The sequence below is a fragment of the Pseudorhizobium marinum genome (genome assembly GCF_000705355.1).
Lineage (GTDB): Bacteria > Pseudomonadota > Alphaproteobacteria > Rhizobiales > Rhizobiaceae > Neorhizobium > Neorhizobium pelagicum.
In genome coordinates this window covers 1-12,887 of the sequence record NZ_JMQK01000008.1, presented here as the reverse complement: position 1 = coordinate 12,887, position 12,887 = coordinate 1, and the positions used below count along the sequence as shown (strand labels likewise).

The window sequence follows — 12,887 nt, the reverse complement described above, 5'->3', positions numbered from 1 at the left end:
CGGCATGACCATCGACTTCGCCCCCTTCTTTTCATGGCCGATCATGGCGGCCCTTGCCGTCTTCGCGGCGATCCTTGCCGCTCTCGGGCTCTGGCGCGGTATCCGCGGTGCGACGCTGCGCACGCTCGCACTCGCCGCCCTGCTTCTGGCGCTCGCCAATCCGATCCTGAACCAGGAGGACCGGGAGCAGCTGTCCACCGTCGTGCCGATCGTCGTCGACCGCTCGCAGAGCCAGGAAACCGCCGGCCGCGACGGCCAGACCGATCAGGCACTGGCAGAGCTGCAGGAGCGCTTCTCGCGCTTTCCGCGCATCGAGACGCGGGTCGTCGAGGTCGAGGACAACGCCGAGACCGATACGCCGTCGACGAAGCTGTTCGGAGCCCTCTCCTCGGCCCTTTCCGACGTGCCGCCCGCCCGCGTCGGCGGCGCCGTCTTCCTGACCGACGGGCAGATCCACGGTCTTCCCGGTATCAATCAGGACCTCGGCTTCAACGCACCGCTGCATGGCCTGATCACCGGTCAGCCGGACGAATTCGACCGGCGCGTCCAGATCGTCAGGGCACCGCGCTTCGGCATCGTCGGCGAAGAACAGCAGCTGACGCTGCGCGTCTTCGACGACGGCCGCAGCACCGGAGGCACCGCCGACGTGACGGTCAGCATGAACGGCGAGGAACTGGAGACGTTGCAGGCGACACCCGGTGTCGACACGCCCTTCCCCTTCACCGTGCCGCGCGGCGGCAATAACGTCATGGAATTCTCGGTGGCCGAAGTCCCCGGCGAGGTGACGGCCGTCAACAATCGCGCCGTCCATGTCATCGACGGCATCCGCCAGAACCTGCGCGTCCTGCTCGTCTCCGGCGAGCCGCATGCGGGCGAGCGGGCCTGGCGCAACCTCCTGAAGTCGGATGCCTCCGTCGACCTCGTCCACTTCACCATCCTGCGTCCGCCCGAGAAGCAGGATGGTACGCCGATCAATGAGTTATCGCTGATTGCTTTCCCGACGCGTGAACTCTTCGTCGAGAAGATCGAGGACTTCGACCTGATCATCTTCGACCGCTACACCCACCGCAACGTGCTACCGATCCTCTACTACGACTACATCTCGCAGTATGTGGAAAACGGCGGCGCCCTGCTGATCGCGGCGGGCCCCGAGCATGCCGGCGAAAACTCGATCGCAACGACCCCGCTCGCCCAGGTCCTGCCGGCGAGCCCCACCGGCGATGTCCACAATGCCGGCTTCTTCCCGCGTCTCTCCGACGAGGGCCAGAAGCATCCGGTCACCCGCGGCCTCGACGGCACCGGGCAGGAGCCGCCGGCCTGGGGCCGCTGGTTCCGCTCGATCGATGTGGCCGAGCCCGAGGGGCAGACGGTGATGCTCGGCGACGACAACCGCCCCCTCCTCGTGCTCAACCGCGAGGGAGAGGGCCGCGTTGCCATGCTGCTGTCCGATCACGGCTGGCTCTGGGCCCGCGGCTTCGAGGGCGGCGGCCCGCATGTCTCGCTCTACAGGCGCATCGCCCACTGGCTGATGAAGGAGCCGGAGCTCGAGGAAGAGGCCCTGACCGCCCGCGCCGTCGGCCGCACGCTGGAAGCCACCCGCCAGACGATCGGCGACGATCCCGGCCCCGCGACGATCACCTATCCCTCCGGCCGCACCGAGACGGTGCCCTTCACCCAGAGCGGTCCTGGTCTCTACCGGCTGGAGCAGCGGACCGAGGAGACCGGCCTCTTTGAAGTCACCAATGGCGATTTCTCTACCCTCGTCCACGTCGGCACCGTCGATGCTCCGGAATTCCAGGCGATGATCTCCACCGAGGAGACACTGGCGCCCTATGCGGAACGCACCAAGGGACTGGTTGCCCGGGTGGCTGACGGCGACGGCGTCACGCTGCCGACCATCCTGCCGGTGCGCGGCGAAGTGCGCATCAACGATCCGGACCGCATGGTGATCCGCCTGACCGACGAGACGGTTCTGCGCGGCGTCAACACTCTTCCCCTGTTTGCAGGCTTCGCCGGCCTCTCCGCCCTGCTCTTTGCGGTCGCCGCCATGTGGTGGCGCGAAGGCCGCTGAGGCAATCTGCCTTGGCGTCCTCCGCGACAAGGGCGCGGCTATCGGATTGAACGTATCCATGGTGACTGGGCATGACATCTGAACTCAGGGTGACGGATCACGCCACGCCGGCAGAAGAAAAGGCAATCTCTGAAAGGCTTCAGGCCTACAGCAACAAGAACTTCGGCACCAGCGATCGCCGAGAGCTGGCGATCATCCTGTACGACGCAATGGGCAATCCGGAGGGCGGCCTGATCGGCCGCACAGCGCGGGGCTGGCTCTACGTCCAGATGCTCTTCGTGCCGGGCCACCGACGCGGCCAGGGGCTGGCAAGCCGGATGCTGCAGATGGCGGAACGGGAGGCAAAGATCCGCGGCTGCCTCGGCAGCTATCTCGACACGATGAGCCCGCAGGCGCTCGGCCTCTACCGGAAGCAGGGGTACGAGATCATCGGGCAGCTGGAAGACCTCGCCGGAGGCCACACCATCAGCTGGTTGAAGAAGCGCTTCTGACGCTTCTCTTACGCAAGCGAGGCGGCCCGCGTCTCCGTGTCGATCAGGAACGCGGCGATGGCCGCCAGCAGCAGTAGCCCGGCAAAGATCGCCACAGCCAGCCCGAAGCTCTGCGCCACGATCAGCCCCACCAGCGAAGGGGCGAGAAGCCCGCCGAAGCGTGCCATGGCACCCGCCGCTCCCATGCCCGTCGCCCGCGAGGCGGTCGGGTAGAGTTCCGGCGTGATGGCATAGAGGGCGCCCCAGGTGCCGAGCAGCGCAAAGCTCATGATCAGCAGCGAGGCGCCGACGACGATGGCGCTGCCCGCCACGACGAACAGCAGGCAGCCGGCCGAGGACAAGAGGCAGAAGCCGATCAGCGTCGGCCGGCGACCCCATTTCTCCACCCCGTAAGCGGCGAGCGCATAGCCCGGCAGCTGTGCAAGCGCGATCAGCACCAGGAAGCCATAGCCGCGCACGAAGCCGAAGCCCTCCCCCGCCAGCCGCGGTGGCATCCAGGCAAAGACGCCGTAATAGGAGACCGACACCAGGAACCAGATCGCCAGGATCATCAGGCTGCGCCGGCGCAAGGGTCCGGAGAAGATCCGGACTTCGCCGACGGAGGGCGGCGTCTCCAGCTGCTGCCCCGCCGGCAGCGCAGGCTTGCCGTTGACGACGAGGATCTCGTCGATGATCGATTTCGCCTCGTCGCTCCGGCCGGCGCGCATCAGGTACAAGGGAGATTCCGGCACAAGGAAGCGCAGGCCGATGCCGATCACAGCCGGCAGCGCCGTGACGGCGAAGATGTAGCGCCAGGCGTCCTCGACACCGGCCAGGCTGGTCGCCCAGGCAGCGAGTGCCACGACCAGCGTGCCGACGGCCCAGAAGCCTTCCAGCAGGACGAGCCAGCGTCCGCGGTTCTTGGCCGGCAGGAATTCGGCCATCATCGCGTAATCGACCGGCAGGGTGCCACCGACGGCCGCGCCCGTCAGGAAGCGCAACAGCAGGAGGATCGTGAAGTCGGGAGCGAAGACGGAGAGAATGCCGAAGACGGCGTCGCAGGAGACGGTGACGATCAGGACGGTGCGCCGGCCGATCCGATCGGCGAGGCGCCCGAAGCCGAGCGCACCAAGCAGCATCCCGAGAAAGAACAGCGTTCCTGTCTGCAGCGCCTGCGGAACCGTGAGGTCGAAGGTGACGGCAATGGAGGCGGCCGTGAAGCCGACGGCGAGCACCTGCATCGCATCCGCGGCCCAGACCAGCCCGAAGATCCCCACCAGGCGCTTCTGGTACGTTCCGGTCCCGGCGCGGTCGAGCGCTTCGTCGATCGTGATTGCCGCCATTCCACCGTCCCCCAAGCTCAGGAAAGGGATGCCGGCGACCGCCGGACCCTATCGCCTGATTAGATGACTTGTCTCATCCGCGCCAGCAGATTGTTCCTTTGAGACGCGGATGCACATCCTCGGCCAGCGGCACGACGAGCACCCGGCCGGGATCGACCGGCCCCGGGAACTGCAGGGCGTCGTAGGCGACCTTCTCGAAGCCGAGCGGCATGTAGTAGGGCGGGTCGCCGACCAGGATGACGGCCTCCGACCCCTGCCGGCGCGCCGCCTCGATGGCGATCCGCACCAGTTCCCGGCCGATCCCCCTGTTCTTGTGGGAGGGACGCACCGCCAGCGGGCCGAGAAGATGACCCTTGACCTCACCTGCAGCGATCGGGGTCATGCGCACGGAAGCGATGGTTTCCCCGTCATCGGCGCAGACAAAGGACAGCGCACGATCATGCGGCCCCTGCTCGCGGATGCGGGCAGCCGCGCGCGTGTGGCGACCGGGACCGAAGGCCTCGGCATTGATCAGTTCGATGACGGCATCATAGGATGCGTCTTCGGTGAGATAGACGAGGTCATGCTTGGGAAGAATTTGCGCAGTCATGGGTGAACCGAAACCGTGAAAAGGACAGACAGGACAAAGGGATCTCGAGATGCTGGGTCAGCATCTTGCCAGGATCAGCGTCGTCGCAGTGTCCGTGCTTCGGTCATCGGGCTTCCTCAAAAGGTGACAAGCGCAATATCAGGAAAGAAATCCGCCGCCAACAGGAAAAACACAGCGTTCGTCTTTTGACGTCTCGCAATTCCCCGGCGCTGCCGTAAGTAAGTCGGCAAGAGGTGAAGGAGAAACACATGGGCATGCTGGTCGACGGAAAATGGCAGGACGTCTGGTACGATACGAAATCGACCAAGGGCCAGTTCAAGCGGTCCGAATCGCAGTTCCGCAACTGGGTGACCGCGGACGGTTCCGCCGGTCCGAGCGGTCGCGACGGTTTCAAGGCCGAGGCCGGGCGCTACCACCTCTACGTCTCCTACGCCTGTCCCTGGGCCCACAGGACACTGATCTTCCGCAAGCTGAAGGGACTGGAGGACCTGATCTCCGTGTCCGTGGTCGATCCGCTGATGGTGGAAAACGGCTGGGAATTCTCCGGCAAGGATGGTGCGACGAAGGATGACCTCTTCGGCTCGGACTATCTCTACCAAGTCTACCTGAAGGCCGACCCCAATTATTCAGGCCGCGTCACGGTGCCTGTCCTGTGGGACAAGCGGCAGGAGACGATCGTCTCCAACGAGAGCGCCGAGATCATCCGCATGTTCAACGGCGCCTTCGACGGCCTGACCGGCTCCTCGGATGATTTCTACCCGCAGGACCTGCGCAACGAGATCGACGATATCAACGCCACCGTCTACGACACCGTCAACAACGGCGTCTACAAGGCCGGCTTCGCCACCACCCAGGATGCCTATGAAGGCAATGTCACGGCGCTGTTCGAGACACTCGACATGCTGGACAAGCGGCTGGCCTCGCAGCGCTATCTGGTCGGCGACCGGCAGACGGAAGCCGACTGGCGGCTGTTCACCACGCTGGTCCGCTTCGATCCGGTCTATGTCGGCCACTTCAAGTGCAACATCCGCCGCATCGCGGACTATCCGAACCTCAGCGCCTACCTGCGCGACCTCTACCAGGTCCCGGGCATTGCCGAGACGGTGCATTTCGACCACATCAAGCAGCACTACTACCGCAGCCACAAGACCATCAATCCGACCGGCGTCGTGCCGGTCGGACCGGAGATGGATCTTCAGTCCCCCCATGGCCGGGAGCGGTTGGGGGCCTGATTACCAGAGGTCGGCGGGCGGCACGGCACCGGAAAGCTCCCGGACCCGGGCAAGCGTGGCCGTCGTGGTATTCTCCGGCAGCGCGTCGAGAGAAAAGAAGCCGGACTCGGCAATCTCGCGGTCCGGCAATCTCGGAGCCGTCTGCTCCACCTGGACCCGGTAGAGAAGCACGTGGTCGCGCTTGCTGATGCGGCTGTTGTAGTAGACGTGGAAGAGCGACGGCGCCGAAGTCATCACCAGGTTGCCCTCCTCCCGAATCTCCTTCTCCAGGGCTTCCAGCACGGTCTCGTTGCGCTCCACGCCGCCGCCCGGCATATACCAGCCAGGAACATAGGTATGCCGGACGAGGAAGATGCGGCCCTCGCTGTCGAAGCAGGCGGCCCGCACGCCGAGAGTCATGCCGCGCGTGAGGATGAAGACACGATGGAAAAGCCACACCGCCACGCGACTGCGCAGCCCGCTGACTTCGGGGATACCGGTGGCCACTATTCACATCTCCGCGACGAAGAAATTAGATAACCATTCATGGCTTCGTGCGTTAAGTCTGCGCCATGTTTAAATTCGCTCATATCTCCGACATCCATCTGGGCCCGCTCCCGAGGCTCACGCTTCGCGAACTGATGTCGAAGCGCATCACCGGCTTTGTGAACTGGCACCGCAACCGGAGCAAGCATCTTTTCGTCAACACGCTGGATCTGCTGATCAGCGACCTCAAGACCCGCCAGCCGGACCACCTGATGATCACCGGCGATCTTGTCAACCTTGCGACCACCATCGAGACGCGGCTTGCCGGAGAATGGCTGCAGACGGTGGGCGATCCGAACGAGACCACCGTCGTGCCCGGCAATCATGATGCCTATGTCCCAGGTGCGCATGAACGCTCGGTCAACGAATGGTACCCCTATATCATCGGCGACGACGGCACCCGCAGCTGGCAGGACGAGACGAAGATCTTCCCGACAATCCGTCGCCGCGGCCCGCTGGCCATCATCGGCTGTTCGACCTCCGTCGCCACACCGCCGTTTTCCGCCTCGGGCTATTTCAGCCCGCGTCAGGCCCGCGAAACGGTCAATCTTCTGCGGAAGGCCGGCGACGAAGGTCTCTTCCGGGTGGTGCTGATCCATCACCCGCCGATTCGCGGCGCCGCGTCGTCCCACAAGCGGATGATCGGCATCCGCCGATTCGCGGCCGCGATTTCCACGGGCGGGGCCGAACTCGTCCTCCACGGCCACACCCACCTCAACACCGTCTACTGGCTGAAGAGCCACCACGGTCAGATCCCGGTGGTCGGCATAGCCTCGGCATCCCAGGGTCCCGGCGGCCACAAGCCGCGGGCCGCCTACAATCTCTTCACCCTCTCGGGCGAGCCGGGGGCCTGGAACCTCAGCTGCGACCGCCACGCGCTGACCGAGGCTGGCGACGGTGTCGAGCTCGACAACAGCCATGTCTTCTACGGTGAAGCGCCCTCTTCCGTGTCCATTCCGGAAGCTGCCCGGTTGATTTAGGCAGCCGACTTGCACCTTTGCCTTATTCGATTCATATCTTGGGGTTAGGGAAACCTATCAGCATTATAAGGCCTCCTCGATTTGACAGCTGCATCAACCGCACCGGTCGACATACGGCGCGAATTCGTCGCTCTTCTGCCACGCCTGCGCCGTTTTGCGCTCACGCTCAGCGCGAGCGTGGACGATGCGGATGAGCTGGTGCGGGCCGCCTGCGCGAAGGCGATCATCAAGGGCCAGTGTCCAACCGACGACAATCCGTCGGCACCATGGCTCTTCCAGCTGATCCGCCGCGTCTCCTCTGACATGGCCAAAAAGCGCAAGCCGAAGCCGCGCGAGCCTGCCGGAGAAACCAGGGATAAGGCCGGCACCGAGCAGCAGCATGCGGTACTGGCTATGCCCGCGGGTCAGGCGAGCGCCTTCCTGCTGGTCGAGATCGAGGGCTTCTCCTACACCGAGGCGGCTGAGATTCTGGGCATCCCGACCGAACGTCTGGCCTCCCACCTCTGCGCGGCCCGCCTGAGCTTTGCCGCACGCGACGCCACGAGCGCGAAACGGAGAGCCTGATGGCATCGAACAGGGAGACCATGGACCTGAAGGTGAGCATGCTTCTGGATCGCGAGCTCGACAGCCGCGAACAGCAGGAGGTCGAAGCGGCATTGCGCGGCGATCCCGACGCATCTTCGCTTCATGAAGCATTGCGGCTTGGCAGCCGCTGCGGACGCGATGTCTTCGACGATCTCCTGAAGGAGCCGGTTCCCCTCGACCTGGTCCGCATGATCAAGACCGCCCCGCCGCCGCGCCGGGCGGTCCGCCTGCCGTCAGAGCACCGGCCCGGCTTCTCCTTCAGGCCGACGGCCACCCAGGCGGCTCTCGCAGGTTTCGTGCTCTTCGCGCTCGGCGGCGGCTTCGGCTATACGCTTGGCCAGCAGCCGAGCGTTGCGGCGCAGTCCGCCGTGGCGGAAGCCGGCGGTGACTGGCTTGATGACATCGTCGCCCACTACCGCGTCTTTTCGCGCCAGCCGGATCGCCTCGTCGAAATGCCGGCCTCTGATCCCGCCGCCATCGTCGAATGGCTGCTCACCAGCACCGGCGTCAATTTCCGCATCCCGGACCTTGCTGACAACGATCTCACCTTCCAGGGCGCCCGGCTCCTCACGGCCGGCGGCATGCCGGTCGGCGAGCTCCTCTATACATCCGGCGAGGGTGAGGTCATCGCCATCCTGTTTCGAAAGATCCAGCCGGACGATGACGGCTTCTCCGACCTGATCCGCGACAACATCGCGCTGATGTCGTGGAAGGGTGCGACGGCAACCTATGTTGCCGTGGGTCCCTCCTCCGCCGCCTCTCTCGACGAGATCGCGGCGAAGGCTGCCGGCCTGATCTGACGATCAGGCCTTCTTTTCTGCGATGATGCGGTTTGCCGCCGAGACGATCGCCTCCAGCGAGGCGGCGACGATGTTGGTGTTGATCCCGACACCGAACAGCTTGCCGCCCGGGTGCTCGACCTCGACATAGGCAATGGCCGAAGCATTCGAGCCGTGCTGCAGCGAGTGCTCGGAATAGTCGGCGACCGACAGCGCAACACCCAGGTAGCTCGACAGCGCATCGATGAAGCCGTCGATCGGCCCCGTTCCCTTGCCCTCGATCCGCTTCGTCTCGCCGCGGTCGGTGATTTCCGCCGCCACGACCCGGACGCCCTTATGATCCGTCCCGGCCGGATAGGTGTGGTGGTCGACGAACTTCAGCCGCGCGTCCGGCTGCTCCACATAGTGGTTCAGGAAGTGCTGGTGGATGCGCTTCGACGGAAGCTCCACGCCCTCTTCGTCGGTGATCCGCTGGATCTCCTCGCGGAACTCCACCTGCAGGTTGCGCGGCAGATTGATGCCGTAGTCCGCCTGCAGGATGTAGGCGATCCCGCCCTTGCCCGACTGCGAGTTGATGCGGATGATCGCCTCATAGGTGCGCCCGACGTCCTGCGGGTCGATCGGCAGATAGGGAACCTCCCATACCGGGTGGTTGGCAACCTTGATCGCCTTCATGCCCTTGTTGATGGCATCCTGGTGCGATCCCGAGAACGCCGTGTAGACCAGCTCGCCGACGTAGGGGTGACGCTCCGGGATGACCATCTCGTTGGAATACTCGTAGACGGCCTTGATCCGCTCGATGTCGGAGCAATCCAGCTCCGGATCGACCCCTTGCGTGTACATGTTGAGCGCCAGGGTGACGATGTCGACATTGCCGGTGCGCTCGCCGTTGCCGAACAGCGTGCCCTCGACACGGTCGGCGCCGGCCATCAGGCCCAGTTCCGTGGCGGCAATCCCGGTGCCCCGGTCGTTGTGCGGATGCAGCGAGATGATCACGTTCTCTCGGTTGTCGATGTTGCGGCACATCCATTCGATCTGGTCGGCATAGATGTTCGGTGTCGCCATCTCGACGGTCGACGGCAGGTTCAGGATCAGCTTGTTGTCGGCCGTAGGCTTCACTTCCGCGATCACGGCGTTGCAGATCTCCAGCGCCACCTCCAGCTCGGTGCCGGTGAAGCTTTCCGGCGAATACTCGAAGCGGTAGCCCCCATTTCCCCCATTGGCGGCCTTCGCCGCCATGTCCATGATCATCTTCGCTGCATCGACGGCGATCTGCCTGACGCCCGCGACATCCTTGCCGAACACCACGCGGCGCTGCAGTTCGGAGGTCGAATTGTAGAAGTGGATGATCGGATTGCGCGCACCCTGCAGCGATTCGAACGTCCGGGTAATCAGCTCCGGCCGGCACTGCACCAGCACCTGCAGCGAGACGTCGTCCGGCACGCCGCCCTCTTCGACGCACCAGCGCGCAAAGTCGAAATCGGTCTGCGAGGCCGATGGAAAGCCGATCTCGATCTCCTTGAAGCCCATGTCGAGCAGCAGCTTGAACATGCGCGCCTTGCGGTCGTGCCCCATCGGGTTGACCAGCGACTGGTTGCCGTCGCGCAGGTCGACGGAGCACCAGATCGGCGCCTTGTCGATGGTCTTGCTGGGCCAGGTGCGATCGGAAATGTCGATCTGCGGATAGGGCCGATACTTTGTCGCCGCATCGGGCATGCCGTTCTTGGGGGATGAGGTCTTCGCGTCCATGGTCTTGTCTCGTCTCGCTTCACGCGCCGCAGCACAGGTGCCGTCGCAGGCGCAGACCCGGGGGTCTTTCAAAATTCAGGTGTGAATGGTGATGAGAGGAGCTCTTACGCCGGCAGGCTTCTCGGCCGCCGGGCGCTCCTCAACGGACCCGGCAACCGCGCGTAAGGTCGAGGGTAAGAAGCGAGTTTGGCACCGACGCGACAACGCCGGCCGCAGTGCGGGCCGTCATCTCAGTCACAGCAATGGTCGAGCCGTTGATCTTCATGGCACAACTGGTAGCGCGCAGGAATGAATCGCGCAAGAGCGTTATTCGGCGGCTGAGACAGATGCCGTATCGAGCTTTTCACGCAACAACTCTTCCAGAAGAGAATCTGCAGAGACACCAAGCTCCCGCGCTTGTCGCTCCAGCCTGAGCTTTGTGCCGAGTGTGACAGTCACGGTCATCGTTACCGGCTCAAGGTTGGGACGCGTCGCCTTGCTCCAGTCGATGTATTCGCTGATATCCTCGCCATCATCGAACTTCCGATCGAATTCTTCAGCGCTGATTGTCTTCATAACGACGCCTTTCCTGAATTCTCGCTCGCCGAACGGAAATGATCCGAATGCGCTCGCCACGCAGCACGTAGACACCAGTCCACAGGACACCAAAGATTCGACCTATTCGGATCCGCCTTGGCTCTGCAGAGTATCCGGCATCCGCATCGACGGCGAACAGATCGTACCACAACTCCCGCGCCGCCACGAAATCTATCCCGTGCTTCGCCCTGTTCGCCTCGCTTTTCGCCGGATCGAATTCGAATTCCATACCGTATCACAGCATGGTTTCTTTGCGAAATCGAGGGCGCCTCAACCCCGCCGCGCGACCCGCTGCAGCCCCATCATCAACCCGCCGGCGATCAGCCCCCAGAAGGCGCCGGAGATGCCGGCGAACGAGACCCCCGAGGCGGTGATCAAAAAGGTCACAGCGGCCGCCTCGCGCGTCTCGGGCTCGCGGAACGCCGCCACCGCGGATCCGGAGAAGGCGCCGATCAGCGCCAGCCCCGCCACCGCCTGGATCAGCACCGGCGGCGCCAGCGACACGAAGGCGGTGACGGCGCCGGCCAAAAGCCCGAGCACGATATAGCCGGCACCGCCGATGATCGCCGCCCAGTAGCGTCGGGCGGGATCGGGATGGGCATCCTCGCCCGCGCACATCGCCGCCGTGATCGCCGCCAGATTGACCGCATGCCCCCCGAAGGGTGCCGACAGCAGGGAGAAGAAACCAGTGACGGCGAACAGCGGCCCCGGCTGCGGATCGTAGTCATGGACCTTCAGCACCGCGATGCCGGGAATGTTCTGAGAGGCCATGGTGACGATGAAGAGCGGCAGCGCGATCGAGACCAGCGCCGGCAGCGTGAAGACCGGCAAGACCAGCGCCAGCGGCGGCGCCAGTCCGGCCGTCCAGCTTGCCATCGCACCGTCCGGCAGGTCGACGCCGAAGATCATCACCGCAACGAAGGCGACGAGCGCCGCCGGCACCGCATAGAGCCGCTTCACCGTGGCCACCACCGCCCAGGCGATCAGGATCGGCAGCCCGAGCCATGCATCGAAGGCGATTGCCTTGAACGGCGCAAAGCAGAGACCGAGGATCACGCCCGCCAGCATGGCGTTGGCCAGCGGCGCCGGAATGGCGGCGACCGCCCGGCCGAGCGGACGAAAGAGGCCCGCAATGACGATCAGCACACCGCAGACGAGAAATGCGCCGACCGCGGCGGGAAAGCCGCCCTCGACGGTCCCCGCCGAAACGAGCAGTGCCGCGCCCGGCGTCGACCAGGCGATCGAGATGGGCAGCCGCGTCCAGGCGCTGAGCACGATGGCGCAGACGCCCATCGACACCGACAGCGCCATCAGCCCCGAGGCCGCCTCGTAATCGGTGGCGCCGACGCCCTTCAGCCCCTGCAGCACGACCGCAAACGAACTGGCAAAGCCGACGAAGGCGGTCAGCACGCCCATGAAGAAGGATTGCGGAGAAAGGTCTTTCAACATGGGAGACTCGGCGACAGGCGTGGAATGGATGGCGCTACCGAAGCCGGAATACCGGGCCTTTGCAAGCCTTCATCCCCATCAAACCGTTCGACGTCGGACACGCAGTGCTGGATCTTCTTCCATCAGACCAGTCCCGCCCGCGACATCCTGTAGAAGGTACCGCTCCGGTCCGTCAGCAGCGCATCGTGCGAGCCATGCTCGACGATCCGGCCGCCGTCGACCACGAGGATGCGGTCGGCCTTGGTGATCGTCGACAGCCGGTGCGCGATCACCAGCGTCGTGCGGCCCTCGGCAAGCTCGGCAAGCGACGCCTGGATCGCCTGCTCGGTCTCCGTGTCGAGCGCCGAGGTCGCCTCGTCGAGAATCAGGATCGGCGGGTTCTTCAGGAAGATCCTGGCGATCGCCAGACGCTGCTTCTGGCCGCCGGACAGTTTCACGCCCCTCTCGCCGATGATCGTGTCGTAGCCCTCCGGCAGTGCCGCGATCATGTCGTCGAGACGCGCCCGCCTTGCTGCATGCCGCACCTCCTCGTCGCTGGC

General features: G+C 64.7%; 14 protein-coding genes. 6 read left to right on the top strand and 8 right to left on the bottom strand.

All coding sequences use genetic code 11. The features are described from left to right. The first annotated feature begins 4 nt into the window (after nucleotides 1-4). Together EO99_RS0110950 and EO99_RS0110945 are read left to right on the top strand one after the other, a co-directional pair. The gene (locus EO99_RS0110950) at nucleotides 5-2,071 is read left to right on the top strand and encodes a membrane protein (protein ID WP_029618680.1); all 2,067 of its coding nucleotides are present in this window, start codon (nucleotides 5-7) and stop codon (nucleotides 2,069-2,071) included. 71 nt (nucleotides 2,072-2,142) lie between these two features. Continuing rightward, the gene (locus EO99_RS0110945; RefSeq protein ID WP_029618679.1) at nucleotides 2,143-2,562 is read left to right on the top strand and encodes a GNAT family N-acetyltransferase; all 420 of its coding nucleotides are present in this window, start codon (nucleotides 2,143-2,145) and stop codon (nucleotides 2,560-2,562) included. Nucleotides 2,563-2,570: 8 nt separating this feature from the next. Here EO99_RS0110945 and EO99_RS0110940 read toward each other — a convergent pair whose 3' ends face one another. Both EO99_RS0110940 and EO99_RS0110935 read right to left on the bottom strand, forming a co-directional pair. Beyond that, the gene (locus EO99_RS0110940; RefSeq protein ID WP_029618678.1) at nucleotides 2,571-3,884 is read right to left on the bottom strand and encodes an MFS transporter; all 1,314 of its coding nucleotides are present in this window, start codon (nucleotides 3,882-3,884) and stop codon (nucleotides 2,571-2,573) included. Nucleotides 3,885-3,957: 73 nt separating this feature from the next. After that, nucleotides 3,958-4,473 carry a GNAT family N-acetyltransferase gene (locus EO99_RS0110935; RefSeq protein ID WP_029618677.1) on the bottom strand — a complete coding sequence of 172 codons (516 nt, stop codon included), beginning with the start codon at nucleotides 4,471-4,473 and terminating at the stop codon, nucleotides 3,958-3,960. Nucleotides 4,474-4,721: 248 nt separating this feature from the next. Between EO99_RS0110935 and EO99_RS0110930 the strand changes: the two genes are divergently transcribed. Beyond that, nucleotides 4,722-5,705, top strand: a complete 984-nt coding sequence (locus tag EO99_RS0110930) for a glutathione S-transferase family protein (protein ID WP_029618676.1) — start codon at nucleotides 4,722-4,724, stop codon at nucleotides 5,703-5,705. On the opposite strand, the gene EO99_RS0110925 is transcribed toward EO99_RS0110930, so the two are convergent. Then, nucleotides 5,706-6,104: an NUDIX domain-containing protein gene (locus EO99_RS0110925; protein ID WP_081852039.1), complete on the bottom strand. Its 399-nt coding sequence runs from the start codon at nucleotides 6,102-6,104 to the stop codon at nucleotides 5,706-5,708. A 152-nt stretch (nucleotides 6,105-6,256) separates the two neighbouring features. On the opposite strand from EO99_RS0110925, the gene EO99_RS0110920 reads away from it, so the two are divergent. From EO99_RS0110920 to EO99_RS0110910, 3 genes are all read left to right on the top strand, one after another. Beyond that, on the top strand, nucleotides 6,257-7,210 hold the full coding sequence (locus tag EO99_RS0110920; protein WP_029618674.1) for a metallophosphoesterase family protein: 954 nt from the start codon (nucleotides 6,257-6,259) through the stop codon (nucleotides 7,208-7,210). An 81-nt stretch (nucleotides 7,211-7,291) separates the two neighbouring features. After that, complete coding sequence (locus tag EO99_RS0110915) at nucleotides 7,292-7,774, top strand: RNA polymerase sigma factor (protein ID WP_029618673.1); 483 nt, start codon at nucleotides 7,292-7,294, stop codon at nucleotides 7,772-7,774. Next, a complete protein-coding gene (locus EO99_RS0110910) occupies nucleotides 7,774-8,595 on the top strand; it encodes an anti-sigma factor family protein (protein WP_029618672.1) in 822 nt (273 codons plus the stop codon). Before EO99_RS0110915 ends, EO99_RS0110910 begins: the two co-directional genes overlap by 1 nt. Nucleotides 8,596-8,598: 3 nt before the next feature. Here EO99_RS0110910 and leuA read toward each other — a convergent pair whose 3' ends face one another. The 5 genes from leuA to EO99_RS0110885 all read right to left on the bottom strand — a co-directional run. Further along, nucleotides 8,599-10,323: a 2-isopropylmalate synthase gene (leuA, locus tag EO99_RS0110905; RefSeq protein ID WP_029618671.1), complete on the bottom strand. Its 1,725-nt coding sequence runs from the start codon at nucleotides 10,321-10,323 to the stop codon at nucleotides 8,599-8,601. Between the two features lie 306 nt (nucleotides 10,324-10,629). Next, nucleotides 10,630-10,878, bottom strand: a complete 249-nt coding sequence (brnA, locus tag EO99_RS0110900; RefSeq protein ID WP_029618670.1) for a type II toxin-antitoxin system BrnA family antitoxin — start codon at nucleotides 10,876-10,878, stop codon at nucleotides 10,630-10,632. Continuing rightward, on the bottom strand, nucleotides 10,859-11,128 hold the full coding sequence (locus EO99_RS0110895) for a BrnT family toxin (RefSeq protein ID WP_029618669.1): 270 nt from the start codon (nucleotides 11,126-11,128) through the stop codon (nucleotides 10,859-10,861). Before EO99_RS0110895 ends, brnA begins: the two co-directional genes overlap by 20 nt. 41 nt (nucleotides 11,129-11,169) lie before the next feature. Continuing rightward, nucleotides 11,170-12,348 (bottom strand): benzoate/H(+) symporter BenE family transporter, encoded by a 1,179-nt coding sequence (locus tag EO99_RS0110890; RefSeq protein ID WP_029618668.1) that lies wholly within the window; start codon nucleotides 12,346-12,348, stop codon nucleotides 11,170-11,172. A gap of 122 nt (nucleotides 12,349-12,470) precedes the next feature. Then, a partial coding sequence (locus EO99_RS0110885; protein WP_029618667.1) for an ATP-binding cassette domain-containing protein occupies nucleotides 12,471-12,887 on the bottom strand: 417 nt, incomplete at its 5' end.